A 14,538-nucleotide genomic window follows, 5' to 3' on the forward strand; every position below is an offset into this window, starting at 1 on the left:
CGTTCCTAAAGCAAAAATAAAGGTATCAGCAAATACGACCAATACGAGGAACAGAATTATAAAAGTTAAGATGTAGACGAAACTAGGTAATTTCATGGGCTTGTGATATAAGTCGTTTATAATTCGATTATGATATTGCTATCTTTTTTTATTTTGGTTGCGAAAATAACAAATACCTGTAAAATTAGCATGGTCAACGGATTAAATTTATCAAACTATTCCCGATTATTACTTCAGTTACGTCCGACTTCTCTGTGGAATAGGGCATATGAGTAGCTTTTTTGAGCAAGCTTAGTCACCATTCGTTTTTATTTTTATGGTAACTTTATTATATTGTTTTGTAATACCAAACTTTGGCCATATATTGTTCTGAGCGTTTTAGGGATATAATTAAATTAATTTTGTATTGTATGAATTTTTCATTCGCAGACTATAACACCGAAAAGTTTTATGACGAAATGTTTACCCCTGCAGGTGGTATTCGAGCAGGCTATGAGCATTTAAAGCAAAAATTCGAGAGCCTTTCTCATGAGGACTTAACCAACCGGCAACTGGCTACTGAGCGGGCTTTACTGTCGATGGGGATCACTTTCAACGTCTACTCCGAAGGAGAAGGGACCGAGCGAATTATGCCCATTGACATTATCCCACGCATCCTGGCCAACGCCGAATGGCAATGGCTCGAACGGGGCCTCAAGCAACGAATTAAGGCCTTGAATATGTTTATCCATGATGTTTATAATGAACAAAACATCCTCAACGATGGAGTAGTGCCTCGCGACTTGATAGAATCGAGTAAGTGTTTTTTAAAGCCTTGTATGGGTTTGCAGCCTCCCAAGGGAATCTGGTGCCATATCACCGGAACGGACCTCATAAAAGGGGACGACGGGACCTTTATGGTCCTGGAAGACAACCTCAGGTGCCCTTCAGGAGTTTCGTATATGCTAGAAAATAGGGAGTTGTCTAAACAGATATTCCCGGACGTATTAGCAAAAACTGGCGTAAGGCCAGTTTCCGACTATGCGACCAGGCTCCTTCAGATGCTACAAAGCATGGCCGATAGGCCCAATCCTACCATCGCCGTTCTGACGCCAGGTATTTATAATTCGGCTTATTTCGAACACTCCTACCTAGCCCAACAAATGGGGGTGGAGCTGGTCGATGCCCGTGATTTGGTCGTTTCGGATGGTTATGTTAAGATGAGAACGACAACTGGTTTACAGATTGTCGATGTGATTTACCGGCGTATCGATGATACCTTCTTAGATAAAAACGCCTTTAACCCCGATTCTCTAATAGGTATACCGGGTATTTTTGAGGTGTACAAGAAAGGCCGAGTGGCCCTGGCCAATGCCCCTGGCACGGGAGTTGCAGACGACAAAGTGGTGTATGCTTATGTGCCCCGTATTATTAAATATTATCTGGGTGAAGAAGCGATTATACCAAACGTGCGCACCTACATATGTGGGGAGCAGGACGATATGAATTACGTGTTGGAGAATATCGATCAGCTGGTCGTAAAAGAAGCCAATGAAGCGGGGGGATATGGTATGCTGATTGGCCCTAAGGCTACCGCCGAAGAGCATAACGCATTCCGTGAAAAAATTAAGAACAATCCGCGTAATTACATTGCCCAGCCGACTATTTCCTTGTCTAGGGTACCTTGTATGGTGAATGGACACGCTGAAGGCCGTCATGTGGATCTACGCCCTTATATCCTGTATGGGGACCATATTAGTGTAATCCCTGGTGGGTTGACCCGGGTCGCGCTTACGAAGGGATCGTTGGTGGTGAACTCCTCGCAAGGAGGAGGTGGTAAAGATACTTGGGTGTTATATTAACTATTTCAATCGGCGAATAAAATACACACAAAGATGGAAAGGACTGTAACGAGTTGGTTTAGCCCTTGCTTAAATAAAGAAATGGAAGTGGTAATGTATGGGCATTATGGCTTTGCCCTGCTGCTTATCCCTACGGCGAGTTCTAATTTTCTGGAATACGAGGACCAGGGCCTCATCAGGAGTATAGAAAAACAAATCGACGAAGGGAAGGTAAAGGTCTATTGCATCAATAGTATCAATGGGGAAAGCTGGTTAAATCCATATATGAGTCCTGTAGAGCAGGGAGTGAGGCACCAGGCTTATTGCGACTATGTGTATCAGGAAGTTGTGCCTTATATACGTACCACGACGAGCCCAACTAACCTGATCATTACGGCTGGCGCCGGATTTGGCGCCTTGCATGCGGCGAATTTATATTTTAAATTTCCTGATATTTTTGGCGGTGTAATTGGCCTCAGCGGTTGTTATGATCTTAGCCATTACACCAAGGGTTATTTTGACGATAATGTTTATTTTAATTCTCCGAAACATTACTTATCTAACTTAAAAGTGGAGTCCCATTTGAACCTGTACCGAAGCAGCCGTCATATCCATTTGGTGTCTGGGTCGGGTGCTCAGGAGCATCCCCAATACTCCAAAGAACTTTCGGAAGTGTTACAGACCAAAATGGTGGGGCATGAATTGGATATTTGGGGAAAAGAATTCGACCATAATTGGGGAGCTTGGCAGCGAATGTTGGGCCATTATCTCAACACGCGGTTTTAATTGATGATAAACAACAAAGCCCGCCAGTATTTGGCGGGCTTTGTTGTTAGGCTCCTTGAAATTGCCTTATAAATCGAATATCGTTTTCTGTAAATAAGCGAAGGTCGTTAATCCCATACCGCAGCATGGTAATGCGCTCTACACCCATTCCAAAGGCGAATCCGGTATATTCATTGCTATCGATGCCACAATTTTCTAGCACATTAGGATCTACCATGCCCGATCCACCTATTTCTACCCAGCCAGTGTGTTTGCAAATATTACAGCCCGAGCCCCCACATATAAAACAAGATACGTCGATTTCGGCACTGGGCTCCGTAAAGGGAAAGTAAGAAGGGCGGAGCCGGATCTTGGTATCCTTTCCAAACATTTCTTTAGCGAAATGGTATAGGGTGTCTTTCAGATCTTTGAAGGATACCGACTTATCGATGTACAGCCCTTCCACTTGGTGGAAAACACAGTGTGCCCTGGCCGATATAGCCTCGTTTCGAAACACCCGCCCCGGCATGATGGACCGAATGGGTGGTTTTTGACGCTCCATCAAGCGTACCTGTACATTGGAGGTATGGGTACGTAACAAAACGTCTTCTTTGGTTTCTTCTGGACTTTTGGTGATGAAAAAGGTATCCTGCATTTCCCTAGCAGGATGGTTGTCCGCAAAATTCAACGCGCTAAAGTTGTACCAGTCCTTTTCTATTTCGGGGCCATAGGAAACATTAAAGCCCATCCTTTCGAAAATTTCGATGATTCTCCGCTTTACTATCGACAATGGATGCAAGCTGCCTTGCTCATGGGGGATGACGGGGAGGGTCAAGTCCAGGGTTCCTGCCGCTTGTTGTTCGGATTGGTTCTGGATAGTTTCGTTAAATTCTTTGAACTTGCTCTGGGCTAGGTTCTTTAAAGTGTTTAGCTCTTGTCCTAGGCTTTTACGTTGCTCGGGTGCTGCCGACTTCAAGTCGTCGAATAATTCTGTTAATATACCTTTCTTACTAATGAAGCGCATTCGGAAGGCCTCTAGCTGTTCTTTGGATGAAACTTGGCTGTCCTGAATTTCGGCTATATATTCTTTAACGCGGTTGGCAATCATTTTTTCTATTTTATATTCTTAGGAAATATATGCTTGGTGCTTACAGTGGCCTGTGCCTAAGGTATCACGCTGTAGTATTGAGCCAACAAAGATAAATAAAGTTAGGCTATACCAGGGCTATTTTGTGGCTGCGCTCCACGCATTTTTAGAATTGTCACTAAAATATGGAAATTGGCCTATACGTAAAATTACGTATTTCGTTGAGGGGAGCTACGCCTTTTTACTATTTAAAAAACTTTAAAATACTATAAAACAGATAGTTGCGACTTTTATTAAAAGATCGGTTACTTTTTTCAAATACAGAACCTTCTTAAATTTGACATGTAAAAGTTCAAAAAGTAAACCGAATCACGTTATGGAAAACTATACTATTTCAGCTTACTCAAAGCTTCCTGGATCGGGAGTTAGTACCAGATCGGAGTCTATTGCCGTGCAAACCATGGGACATACGAGCTATATTCCCGTAGACGTGATCGTCTTTTTACAAGGAGAGGGGAACTACTCCTATATTTACACTTCTTGTGGAAAGCGGTATTTGGTTTCCAAAACTTTGAAATCCCTATCAGAGAGTCTTACCTCCAACTTTATTAGGGTACATAAATCGTATTTGGTCAATGCCAAATATGTTGTGGATAGAACTGACGACGACCGCATACTCAAGCTTGCCGGTGGACGGGAAGTGGTAGTAGCGCGCAGAAAAATAAAGGAAGTGGCCACTTGGTTGGACCATAAGCGCTGGAGAATTAGCGCATAAGAATTTTTTTGGGAAATTAAATTAGTGGGTTATTTAATTGGAACAGCAGCCATCGCACCGATCGAAGGCTGCTTGTTTTGTTTTAACCCCATTCCTCTTAGAAAAGTTTGAGCCCTAAGGTCACCTGCCAGGAATTGATTTTTTGTTTCAGGGACGTATTACCAGCGGTAGCAGGACCAGTCACCTGAAAGCTGGTAAGGTTAGTAAAGGAGCCTTCGTTACGCACATCGAGGCTGAAGCTACCAATATCCAGTCCTACTCCCACCTGATACCCGAAGGTGGCTTCGGCCATGGCGTCGTTGAAGTTAGAGGTGTAGTGCCGAAGGGCATCCGATAGTTTCTGATTGTCGCCGATCCGGAACGAGGTTACAGGGCCGGCTAGTATGCGAATGGGGCCTCCTTTCAATCCAATGAGCAAGGGGACGTCTATATTGCTATATTTGAAAGTAACGGATTCTTGAATAGGAATTTCGGTATCGGTTTTGATAACATCGAAGGTCCCCCCTTTGGTAGATACCAGTACCTCTGGCTGAATGAATAGTACTTTGCCAAAGCGAGCGTAAATCCCACCTACTGCCCCAGTTTTCGTCTGGAAGCTCGCCTTGAGGTTGTCAGTAACTTCCTTGCCGTCGAAGCCCAAATAGGGGTTCCCTAGGTCGTCGTAGCGGGTCGTGAACACCTCCCCCATAGAGAGTCGGGAGAGGTTAACTCCCCCCTTAATACCAAAGGCGAAGCCTTTCTTCTGGGCCATGGCCCAGGGAGCCAAAGCGAGAAAGAATAAGGTTGTCAATAGGGTTAGGCGAATAGATTTCATGGCTTGTGCGTATTTTTGTGATCTGTGGCAGTATAACGAAGGGCTAATAAAATTATTCCAGCCCAGGTCATTTTTTGATTTTACGTCGAAAACTGTCGTTCTTTTGAACAAAATTAGTACCCTAGCGTTTTAATCAGACAACTTAATTACTTACAACCCCTATGGCCAAAGCCAAGACCGCCTATTTTTGCCAAGAATGTGGCTATAATTCTCCCAAATGGATCGGACGTTGCCCTTCTTGCAGCGAATGGAATACTTTCGTTCAGGAGGTGATAGAAAAGGAAGATAAGCTGACTACCGTTTCCTGGAAATCGGTAAACCTTGGCGGGAGACCCAAAGCCATTGCCGAGATCGTCTATGAAAACGAACCTCGCACCATTACCACCGATGAAGAGCTGAATCGGGTACTCGGGGGGGGCATTGTACAAGGGTCTTTGGTGCTTATTGGGGGGGAGCCGGGTATAGGCAAATCCACCCTGATGTTGCAAATAGCCCTAACACTGGGCAACAAAAGAGTGCTATATGTATCGGGAGAGGAGTCGGAGCAGCAGATTAAGATGCGCGCCGAGAGGATGCTATCCCAGAGTGCCAACTGTTATATACTGACGGAAACACAAACAGCCACCATTTTTAGACAGATCGAAGAGTTTAAGCCGGATATCGTGGTGGTAGATTCTATCCAGACCATGCAGTCGGCTTATATTGAGTCTGGCGCTGGAAGTGTGTCGCAAGTGAGGGAGTGTACGGCCGAATTTATGAAATTTGCGAAGGAAACGGGCACTCCGGTGTTCCTGATCGGTCATATTACCAAAGAAGGATCTTTGGCTGGTCCTAAGGTATTGGAGCATATGGTAGATACCGTCCTGCAGTTTGAGGGGGACCGACATACTACCTACCGTATCTTACGCACCATGAAGAACCGCTTCGGGAGCACTTCGGAGCTAGGCATCTACGAAATGAACAGTGACGGGCTACGGCAGGTGAGCAACCCTTCAGAGATTCTTATTTCCCAGAGGGATGAGCCTGTCAGCGGAATTACGATCGGCTCAATGATGGAGGGGAATCGTCCCTTGCTTATTGAGTTGCAGTCGCTGGTGAGTGTGGCCAACTATGGTACTCCACAACGTAGTAGTACTGGCTTCGATGCCAAGCGTTTGCAGATGCTCTTGGCGGTTTTGGAAAAGCGCGGAGGGTTTCGGTTAGGGGTTCAGGATGTTTTTTTAAACGTAGCGGGTGGGCTCAAAGTCGAGGATCCAGCTATCGATTTGGCGGTAGTGGCCTCTTTGGTGTCGTCCTATGAGGACCGGTATCTTCCTGCGTCGGTGTGTTTTGCTGCCGAGGTGGGCTTAGGAGGGGAAGTAAGGGCGGTGAACCGGATCGAAAGTAGGGTGTCGGAAGCCGAAAAATTAGGATTTGAGAAAATGTATATATCCAAGTACAATAGCAAAGGGATCGATCTGAAGCGTACCAAAATCGAAATTATTCCGGTAGCGCATTTAGACCAATTGTTTATGGAGATCTTTAGGTGATATCAATGCATTTTGGAGTGCTTGGCCAAATAAGCGGTGAGGATAGGTTCGACGCCTTTGTCGATATCGGCTTCTATAAAATCGATCTTATATTGGCCACAGCGTAGTTTTAAGTCCTCATAATAGGTTTTAGAGGCCTTCTGGTAAGAACTCCTCACTTGATCGGCTTGGAGCTTGATACGTTCTCCTGTTTCCAGGTCTATAAATTCATAGGGCCGGTTTTCGAAGGCAAAATCTTGCTCCGTTTTATGATCGGTAACATGAAACAACAGGACTTCATGCAGCTTGTGTTTCAGATGTTGCAAGGCCGAAAATAAATCATCTGTCTGATCGGCTTGGGTAAACATATCACTGAAAATGATGACCAGCGATCTTTTGTGGATTTTTTCGGCAATCTGATGCAAAACGGAGGCAACCTGCGTGCTGCTACGTTCGGGTACCTTGTTGGGAATGGATTCCAGTTCGAGCATCAGGGTATGTGCATGGGAGGGGGTAGACTTTACGGGGGTTTGTAGCTTAATGTCGTCGGCAAAGGTACATAAGCCTACTGCATCCTTTTGTTTTTGTAACAGGTAGGTAAGGCTTGCGGCTGCCAGTGTACTAAAGGTGATTTTTCCATGGGTATCGATGGGGTAGTACATCGACGAGGAAATGTCAAGTAGTATATGGCAACGCAAATTGGTCTCTTCCTCATACCGCTTTACAAATAATTTATCCGTTTTTGCCATCACCTTCCAGTCTATATTTCGGGTCGATTCGCCAGTATTGTAGCGCTTGTGCTCGGCAAATTCTACCGAAAAACCATGGAATGGGGATTTGTGTAAGCCGGTAATAAAGCCCTCCACGAGTTGTCTGGCTAGAAATTCGATATTGCCAAAGGCTCTAACCTTGGCCAAATCCATCGTGTGTTGCTTCATTATGAGGTCGTTTAAGGGGCCATTGATATGATCTTACCGGAGTCTACATCCGTTTCTTCCTGCATGCCCAAGAAAATCATTCCTTCCATGCCCACCACGCGGACAGCCACATTGGCTACTCCTTTGGAGACAATTCCCAGTAATTTGGCGGCTTCTCTGCTCAAGTCGATGATACGGCTTTTGGCGTAGGGGCCTCTATCGTTCACTCGAACCACTACCTTCTCATTATTATCGAGGTTGGTAACCTCCAACATGGTATTTAGCGGATAGGTACGGTGTGCGGCCGAAAGTTCGGTGGTTTTGAAAGTTTCTCCGAAGGCGGTTTTTCTTCCATGTAAAGAAGATGCGTAGTAAGAGGCTCTTCCTTTTTCTGTTGCTCCAAGTACGACTTGGGCCGAGGATTCTTGTAAGGCCCAAATGCTCAAAACTAAAACACTTATATACATCCGTAATGATAACATAGTTTTTAATTAATGTGAAACATCTTCATTACCCGTTTTGGATCCATACTGGCATCGTCATACCCAGGTAAAGGCACCGTATGGAATTAAGAGAACTCCTGAATGGGACAAATTATTGGCCGCCCGGCAAATTTATCACATAATTCTTGAATTGGTACTATTTCTTAGCGGAGGATGTAAGTAGGGTACCCTTCGCTGGGTATCCCCTTCTTATATGATTGGTTCCGGATTTTGACCATTTTGGGTTATGGCTTCTCGGTTAGAAAAGCGGCATTATAATGCCTTTTTGTGCCTTTTGTCCCGCTTTTATGCTATTTCCTAATTTATATGCCGATAATCGAATGGTTTTTTTGTTCCAAGGAATAAACTTTATATTTTAGCGTTCGAAAACCTATTCAAAATAGCTAAAATAGTGGAAGACAGAGAGCAAATCTACTCCAAAAGAGTCAGGGCAGGAAAACGGACTTACTTCTTTGATGTAAGGTCAACAAGGTCTAACGATTATTATTTGACGATTACCGAGAGTCGACGCCACCCGCAAGGAGACGGCTTTACCTATGAGAAGCACAAGATGTTTTTGTATAAGGAGGATTTTGACAAATTTGCCGATGCACTCAAAGAGGCGGTAGATCATGTTAAGACGGAGCTCATGCCTGAGGTCGACTTCACGCAGTTTGAACCCAAACCCGAAGAAGCGAACCTTTTAGGGGAATCGGATCTTAAATGGGATTGATTTACTAAGCTTATTCATACGATATAAGGGCCTTTGGGAGCAGTTCCAAAGGCTTTTGGTTTTGTATCGTGATTTATTCGGGCAATTTCTGGGGAATAGTAGCAGACAATGTTTAATTTTGCGGCTCGGTTTGTGATACTTCCGGCTATTTTAATTTTTGTATTATCTTTTTTATTAATAAATGAGTCTTCAATGTGGGATTGTCGGATTGCCTAATGTAGGGAAATCCACGCTTTTTAACGCTATATCTACCGGGGTCGCTGAGGCTGCTAATTATCCGTTCTGTACTATTGAACCAAACGTAGGGGTGGTAACCGTTCCCGACGAACGTCTGGACGTATTGACCGGCCTGGTCAAGCCTCAGAAGGTTATACCCACCATTATGGAGTTCGTAGATATTGCTGGCCTGGTAAAAGGTGCTAGTCAGGGAGCCGGATTGGGCAATAAGTTTTTGGCCAATATCAGGGAAGTCGACGCCATAGTACATGTAGTGCGGTGTTTTCAGGACGAAAATGTGGTGCACGTAGAAGGAAGGGTAGACCCCGTTTTTGACAAAGAAATTATAGACGCTGAGCTCCAACTTAAGGATTTGGAGTCGGTGGAAAAGAAAATTCAGAAGCTAGAGAAGGCTGCCCGTACGGGGGATGCCAAGGCCAAAGTAGAGCTGGATGTACTGAAACAATATAAGGGTGTACTGGAGTCGGGCCAAAATGCCCGTAGCCTAGCTATTGACCCAGAGCTGAAGGAAGCCGCCATCGGAGATATTCAGCTATTGACGGCTAAGCCCGTATTATATGTAGCCAATGTGGATGAAACCGCTATGCTAACTGGTAACGAATACTCAGAAAAGCTGAGAGAGGCCGTGAAGCATGAAGGCGCCGAAGTGATAGTACTTTGCGCGGCCATAGAGTCGCAGATCGCCGAGATCGAAGATGAAGAAGAGCATGAGATGTTCCTATCGGAATATGGTCTGAAAGAGTCGGGCCTTAGCAAGTTGATCCGTGCCTCTTACGCGCTACTGAACCTAATCACTTATTTCACTGCAGGGGTGAAGGAGGTTCGTGCCTGGACGATCGAGAAAGGTTGGAAGGCTCCCAAGTCAGCTGGGGTCATTCATACCGATTTTGAAAAAGGATTCATCCGTGCGGAGGTCATTAAGATTGCCGATTTTGAAAAATATAAGAGTGAGGCAGCCGTAAAGGAAGCCGGTAAAATGTCGGTAGAAGGAAAAGAATATGTCGTTGAAGATGGCGATATTATGCATTTCCGCTTCAATGTGTAGCAAGTGTTTGCTATAAGTAACAGATACCAATAGGCACAAAAAAGCTGGTAAGCGTTCAACGCCTACCAGCTTTTTTGTGCCTATAAATGGATTATTTCGATACCCGTTGTAGTTGGCCGATCGATTCGCCACTAAGTCCTAGCTTAGCGACTACCTCTTCGTAGTTGTTGAAGTCGACTTCAAGATCTTGGCGGGCAAGGTCTTGGGTAGGCATAATCACCACACGAACATCTTCAAACTTACGAACTGGAGCATTGTCTACCTCTTCTGACCAGTTGGTTTGGTATATATCTACAAAAAACAGATCGTCTTCGATACCATGGACAAATGTAAAGTTACTCGCTGCCGTCTGCCCAAAAGTTACGATGCCAGGCAAAGGCCAGTAAACTCCTCCACTTTTGATGTAAACTAAAACGACCGATTTTTCCAAAATAGCGATGCCACTTTCGGAAAGGCCCGAAAGTCCAGTGTAGTAATTGCCATCTGTAGCGGTAGAGTCCGCTCCCGACGACATCAATAGGGGAAGTGAGCCGGTGCCATCACCGTCTTCACCATCTTCTCCATCCTGTCCTGCCGGACCTTGCGCTCCAGTGTCTCCTTTTTCACCTTGTGGTCCAACTTCCCCTTGGGGGCCTTCACAGGCAAAAAGAGTGACTAAGAAGCCAATAACTAGAAAATACGATAGTTTTTTTAACATGATCTTGATGTTTAAGAGTTTAAAATGGCGAATGAATACGGTTTACGAAGAATAAATACGCTAAATTGGCCTAAAACGTTGAAAGAATATTGATTTGATTCCAAAATACTGAAAAATATTAGGATTCTTCGTCTATTTCCAAATTTTCAATTTTTGCCTGAGTAGGATGGTACTTGCCTAGCTCCTTAATATGGCCCTTATTGCTTTCGGCAAGCTCCATATCGATCTTCCAGTTCATAGTCGCCGCTATCTGAAACATCATGAGTTGCACCTGGTTGGTGGCGATTCGGGGAAGGTCGCTCTCTAGGGCTTTGTCATTCATGGTTTGTTTGGCCTCATTGAGTATGGCCGTGTAGTCGTCGGATTGAAAGCGGTTGAGCCAGCCTTGTTCAATATCGTAAAACTTATAATCGGTGTCCATGGAGAGGATTTCTGGGTCGGGGAAGTAATCGATAATCATTTTACGATCTCCTTCCGAGAAGTGAAAACGCATTTTGCCAAAATCGTAGCCTACCAATACCTTCGCCTTGGCGATAATCAGCGCTTTCTTTTTGTCTTTAATCAGGTTCCAAAAATTTTTGTCGTGCTGGTAATTATAAATTTCCGTGAAATACCCCTCGGCCATCACCACCTTAAAAACCTTTTCGATACTTTCAAGCAGTACGGTCGATTCCGTTGTGGCCATGGACTTGCCCGAATTTTTTGAGAAAAGCCGGTTATATGCGAATATGCCTGCTCCGGCGCCTATGAATAGTGTGAGAATGAAAAAAAATACTGAATTAGCATCCATGATATTTATTTTTGTGCTGATTAAAGTTGAAATAAAAACAGCAGAATGCCAAATACTAAAGAAAAATACCTGATTACCATCGCAGGTCCCACGGCCGTAGGTAAGACTTCTCTGGCTATCAGGCTGGCCCAAAATCTTCAAACAGAGATTATCTCGGCCGATTCCAGACAGTTTTTCAAGGAACTTGAGATAGGCACTGCTAAGCCTACCCCAGCGGAGTTGGCTGCTGTGCCACATCATTTTGTCAATACGCATCATATAGGGGAAACTTACAGTGCAGGAGATTTCGAGAGGGATGCCCTAGTGCTTTTGAGCCGACTCTTTGAAGTATACGACCGGGTGGTGATGGTAGGCGGGTCTGGCTTCTATATTAAAGCACTTTTGGAGGGATTAGATGCCTTACCGGCTCCCTTGCCTGGCTTACGTGAGCGGCTCACGCTCCGGCTGCAGGCCGAGGGCTTGCCGAGTTTGCAAAAAGAAATAGCGGATCTCGACCCCGATTTTGCACAAACGGCGGAGTTTGAGAATCCTCAACGGGTTATTAGGGCTCTGGAAGTATATATCACCGAAGGTCGACCAATCTCTTATTTTCAGCAAACGATGAAAAAAAGTCGGCCTTTTAAGAGCGTGGCTATCGCCTTGGATAGAGATCGACAGGAACTTTATAAGCGCATAGATGACCGTATGGACCAGATGTTGGAAGAAGGGCTGGTTCAAGAGGCGCAAGACCTCCTCCCTTACAGGACGGCCCACGCCTTGCAGACGGTCGGCTACAAAGAAGTATACGGATTTTTGGACGGGGATTATGATGAGCAAGAGATGGTTCGTTTGCTCAAGCAGAATAGTAGGCGCTATGCCAAGCGGCAACTGACCTGGTTTAGGCATCAGGGCGAATTCAAATGGTTTCACCCCGACGATTTTGAGCAAATTTTAAAATATACACAACAGGAAAATTTAGGAGCTTGAGGGATATATCGTTAAAAAAATGCCTCATTTGGAGGCATTTTTTTTTAACGATACTATCAGTCCTAATATTCGTGAGGCAGGGCTTCGTTGACGGTTTCTTGCCATGGCAGACCTTGTACATTGAGCTGCTCCATAAATGGATCGGGGTTGAGTTGTTCGCAATTCCACACGCCCGGTTTCATCCATTCGGGATTGGTCAGCATGAGCATAGCGCCTATCATAGCAGGAACACCAGTAGTGTAGCTTACTGCCTGGGCCCTTACTTCCTTGTAGCAGTCGGCATGGTGGCAGTTATTCCATACATAATAGGTCTTTTCTTCTCCGCTTGAAATACCTTTTATCTGGCAGCCAATGGAGGTCTGTCCCGAATAGTTTTCGCCTAAGCTGTCTGGTGCTGGGAGTACGGCTTTCAGGAATTCCAGAGGTACAATGTCCATTCCCTGGAATTTGATCGGCTTGATGCTGGTCATCCCTACATTTTCAAGGACATTAAGGTGAGTAATATATTGCTGTCCGAAAGTCATCCAGAAACGTGCCCGCTTCAGGGTAGGGAAGTGTTTTACCAGCGACTCTAGCTCTTCGTGGTATAGGACATAACTCTCCTTGGGGCCTATATTAGGGTAGTCTATGGGTTTATGAATCGACATGGCGGGGATTTCAACCCATTGGCCATTTTCCCAATACCGCCCCGGCTGGGTAATTTCCCTGATATTGATCTCGGGGTTAAAGTTAGTAGCAAAGGCTTTTCCATGATCACCCGCATTGCAATCGATAATGTCCAAATAGTGCATCTCGTCGAAATGGTGCTTGTTGGCATAGGCTGTAAACACCTGGGTGACTCCAGGATCGAAACCACATCCAAGCAAAGCCATCAGACCGGCTTCTTTAAAGCGCTCCTGATAGGCCCATTGCCAGCTATACTCAAATTTGGCGACATCCTTTGGCTCATAATTTGCCGTATCCATATAGTGCGTCCCAGTAGCCAGGCAAGCCTCCATCAGCGTAAGGTCCTGATAGGGTAGTGCCACGTTGATAAGGAGTACAGGCCGGAATTTTTCTATCAAGCTGACGGTTTCTGCTACGACATCGGCATCCACCTGTCCCGTTTGAATGGTAACTCCGTGCATTTCCTTGATTTCGGCGGCTATTTTATCGCATTTCGACTGGGTACGGCTTGCCAACATAATTTCCGTAAAAACTTGGCTGTTCATGGCGCATTTATGGGCGACAACACTGCCTACACCACCGGCACCTATGATTAGTACTTTGGACATCGTTCTGATCTTTTTTTATTGAATATAAATTTCCTATTAGCTCTGCTTAGGTAGCCCTGCAAATATCGTGCAAAGATAGGACGAGCCACAGTTTTTTCGTTATTTAACCCCAAAATAGTCTGAATCGGTGATGGATATTTTTTTAGTCGTGTTGGGAGCGTTATGTCTGTTAATCGGGTTGGCGGGTGCCATTCTACCCTTGCCTGGCCCGGGACTAAGCTTTGTAGGGTTGTTGTTGCTTCATCTGAGTGGTTTCGGAACGTTGGACTCCACCTACCTGATCGCCTTTGGGGCCTTAGCCTTATTAATGGCTGTTTTGGATATCTACTTACCCGTGTGGGGGGCTAAGCGTTTTGGAGGTACCCGCTATGGCTCCGTAGGAGCGGTGGTAGGGCTTGTAGCCGGCTTGTTTTTGCTGCCTGGTATAGGACTCCTGTTGGGGACTTTTTTAGGGGCATTGGTGGGAGAGCTGCTGGGGGGATTTCCAGTCAATAAGGCCGTAAGAGCCGCCTTTGGCACCTTTGTTGGATTTATGACTGGGGTGGTCATGCAGGTAATGCTATGCCTGGCGATGATCGTCTTCGCCACCATCTCGCTATGGGGGAGCTTGTAAGGGGTCACTCGTCGA

The 14,538-nt window shown here is 45.3% G+C and carries 15 protein-coding genes; 8 read left to right on the forward strand and 7 right to left on the reverse strand.

Features of this window, described 5'->3' with window-relative positions; genetic code table 11:
* Window positions 1-410 precede the first annotated feature (410 nt).
* Complete coding sequence (locus tag CLV98_RS03995) at window positions 411-1,841, forward strand: circularly permuted type 2 ATP-grasp protein (protein WP_109672950.1); 1,431 nt, start codon at window positions 411-413, stop codon at window positions 1,839-1,841.
* 33 nt (window positions 1,842-1,874) lie between these two features.
* Window positions 1,875-2,606, forward strand: coding sequence for an esterase family protein (locus tag CLV98_RS04000; RefSeq protein WP_109672952.1), 732 nt, complete (start codon window positions 1,875-1,877; stop codon window positions 2,604-2,606).
* Window positions 2,607-2,652: 46 nt separating this feature from the next.
* Here CLV98_RS04000 and pheS read toward each other — a convergent pair whose 3' ends face one another.
* The gene (pheS, locus tag CLV98_RS04005; protein WP_109672953.1) at window positions 2,653-3,693 is read right to left on the reverse strand and encodes a phenylalanine--tRNA ligase subunit alpha; all 1,041 of its coding nucleotides are present in this window, start codon (window positions 3,691-3,693) and stop codon (window positions 2,653-2,655) included.
* Between the two features lie 355 nt (window positions 3,694-4,048).
* On the opposite strand from pheS, the gene CLV98_RS04010 reads away from it, so the two are divergent.
* Complete coding sequence (locus CLV98_RS04010; protein ID WP_229203194.1) at window positions 4,049-4,447, forward strand: LytR/AlgR family response regulator transcription factor; 399 nt, start codon at window positions 4,049-4,051, stop codon at window positions 4,445-4,447.
* 97 nt (window positions 4,448-4,544) lie between these two features.
* Here the strand turns inward: CLV98_RS04010 and CLV98_RS04015 are convergent, their stop codons facing one another.
* Window positions 4,545-5,198: a porin family protein gene (locus CLV98_RS04015; protein WP_170120664.1), complete on the reverse strand. Its 654-nt coding sequence runs from the start codon at window positions 5,196-5,198 to the stop codon at window positions 4,545-4,547.
* A gap of 224 nt (window positions 5,199-5,422) precedes the next feature.
* On the opposite strand from CLV98_RS04015, the gene radA reads away from it, so the two are divergent.
* The gene (gene radA, locus CLV98_RS04020; RefSeq protein ID WP_109672957.1) at window positions 5,423-6,790 is read left to right on the forward strand and encodes a DNA repair protein RadA; all 1,368 of its coding nucleotides are present in this window, start codon (window positions 5,423-5,425) and stop codon (window positions 6,788-6,790) included.
* Window positions 6,791-6,792: 2 nt separating this feature from the next.
* Here radA and CLV98_RS04025 read toward each other — a convergent pair whose 3' ends face one another.
* Together CLV98_RS04025 and CLV98_RS04030 are read right to left on the reverse strand one after the other, a co-directional pair.
* Window positions 6,793-7,707 (reverse strand): DUF58 domain-containing protein, encoded by a 915-nt coding sequence (locus CLV98_RS04025; RefSeq protein ID WP_109672958.1) that lies wholly within the window; start codon window positions 7,705-7,707, stop codon window positions 6,793-6,795.
* An 11-nt stretch (window positions 7,708-7,718) separates the two neighbouring features.
* Window positions 7,719-8,168, reverse strand: coding sequence for a septal ring lytic transglycosylase RlpA family protein (locus tag CLV98_RS04030; protein WP_229203195.1), 450 nt, complete (start codon window positions 8,166-8,168; stop codon window positions 7,719-7,721).
* A gap of 409 nt (window positions 8,169-8,577) precedes the next feature.
* Between CLV98_RS04030 and CLV98_RS04035 the strand changes: the two genes are divergently transcribed.
* The gene (locus CLV98_RS04035; RefSeq protein ID WP_109672961.1) at window positions 8,578-8,901 is read left to right on the forward strand and encodes a DUF3276 family protein; all 324 of its coding nucleotides are present in this window, start codon (window positions 8,578-8,580) and stop codon (window positions 8,899-8,901) included.
* 181 nt (window positions 8,902-9,082) lie between these two features.
* The gene (ychF, locus tag CLV98_RS04040; protein ID WP_109672963.1) at window positions 9,083-10,183 is read left to right on the forward strand and encodes a redox-regulated ATPase YchF; all 1,101 of its coding nucleotides are present in this window, start codon (window positions 9,083-9,085) and stop codon (window positions 10,181-10,183) included.
* A 91-nt stretch (window positions 10,184-10,274) separates the two neighbouring features.
* On the opposite strand, the gene CLV98_RS23975 is transcribed toward ychF, so the two are convergent.
* Both CLV98_RS23975 and CLV98_RS04050 read right to left on the reverse strand, forming a co-directional pair.
* Window positions 10,275-10,880, reverse strand: coding sequence for a collagen-like protein (locus CLV98_RS23975; protein ID WP_262512126.1), 606 nt, complete (start codon window positions 10,878-10,880; stop codon window positions 10,275-10,277).
* Window positions 10,881-10,998: 118 nt separating this feature from the next.
* On the reverse strand, window positions 10,999-11,670 hold the full coding sequence (locus CLV98_RS04050; protein WP_109672965.1) for a DUF4230 domain-containing protein: 672 nt from the start codon (window positions 11,668-11,670) through the stop codon (window positions 10,999-11,001).
* 45 nt (window positions 11,671-11,715) lie between these two features.
* Between CLV98_RS04050 and miaA the strand changes: the two genes are divergently transcribed.
* Entirely contained in the window at window positions 11,716-12,636 is a 921-nt protein-coding gene (miaA, locus tag CLV98_RS04055) for a tRNA (adenosine(37)-N6)-dimethylallyltransferase MiaA (protein WP_109672966.1), read from the forward strand.
* A gap of 62 nt (window positions 12,637-12,698) precedes the next feature.
* Here miaA and CLV98_RS04060 read toward each other — a convergent pair whose 3' ends face one another.
* Window positions 12,699-13,910, reverse strand: a complete 1,212-nt coding sequence (locus CLV98_RS04060; RefSeq protein WP_109672967.1) for a saccharopine dehydrogenase family protein — start codon at window positions 13,908-13,910, stop codon at window positions 12,699-12,701.
* 130 nt (window positions 13,911-14,040) lie between these two features.
* On the opposite strand from CLV98_RS04060, the gene CLV98_RS04065 reads away from it, so the two are divergent.
* Window positions 14,041-14,523 (forward strand): DUF456 domain-containing protein, encoded by a 483-nt coding sequence (locus CLV98_RS04065; protein ID WP_109672968.1) that lies wholly within the window; start codon window positions 14,041-14,043, stop codon window positions 14,521-14,523.
* Window positions 14,524-14,538 lie beyond the last annotated feature (15 nt).

The organism is Dyadobacter jejuensis (genome assembly GCF_003149085.1).
Lineage (GTDB): Bacteria > Bacteroidota > Bacteroidia > Cytophagales > Spirosomataceae > Dyadobacter > Dyadobacter jejuensis.

Bases quoted from the DNA above. Each gene is read 5' to 3' on its own strand.
- CLV98_RS04025 (WP_109672958.1), bottom strand. From the start codon at position 7,707: ATGAAGCAACACACGATGGATTTGGCCAAGGTTAGAGCCTTTGGCAAT.
- CLV98_RS23975 (WP_262512126.1), bottom strand. From the start codon at position 10,880: ATGTTAAAAAAACTATCGTATTTTCTAGTTATTGGCTTCTTAGTCACT.
- ychF (WP_109672963.1), top strand. From the start codon at position 9,083: ATGAGTCTTCAATGTGGGATTGTCGGATTGCCTAATGTAGGGAAATCC.
- CLV98_RS04000 (WP_109672952.1), top strand. From the start codon at position 1,875: ATGGAAAGGACTGTAACGAGTTGGTTTAGCCCTTGCTTAAATAAAGAA.
- CLV98_RS03995 (WP_109672950.1), top strand. From the start codon at position 411: ATGAATTTTTCATTCGCAGACTATAACACCGAAAAGTTTTATGACGAA.
- CLV98_RS04050 (WP_109672965.1), bottom strand. From the start codon at position 11,670: ATGGATGCTAATTCAGTATTTTTTTTCATTCTCACACTATTCATAGGC.
- radA (WP_109672957.1), top strand. From the start codon at position 5,423: ATGGCCAAAGCCAAGACCGCCTATTTTTGCCAAGAATGTGGCTATAAT.
- CLV98_RS04015 (WP_170120664.1), bottom strand. From the start codon at position 5,198: ATGGCCCAGAAGAAAGGCTTCGCCTTTGGTATTAAGGGGGGAGTTAAC.
- miaA (WP_109672966.1), top strand. From the start codon at position 11,716: ATGCCAAATACTAAAGAAAAATACCTGATTACCATCGCAGGTCCCACG.
- CLV98_RS04030 (WP_229203195.1), bottom strand. From the start codon at position 8,168: ATGTTATCATTACGGATGTATATAAGTGTTTTAGTTTTGAGCATTTGG.
- pheS (WP_109672953.1), bottom strand. From the start codon at position 3,693: ATGATTGCCAACCGCGTTAAAGAATATATAGCCGAAATTCAGGACAGC.
- CLV98_RS04065 (WP_109672968.1), top strand. From the start codon at position 14,041: ATGGATATTTTTTTAGTCGTGTTGGGAGCGTTATGTCTGTTAATCGGG.
- CLV98_RS04060 (WP_109672967.1), bottom strand. From the start codon at position 13,910: ATGTCCAAAGTACTAATCATAGGTGCCGGTGGTGTAGGCAGTGTTGTC.
- CLV98_RS04010 (WP_229203194.1), top strand. From the start codon at position 4,049: ATGGAAAACTATACTATTTCAGCTTACTCAAAGCTTCCTGGATCGGGA.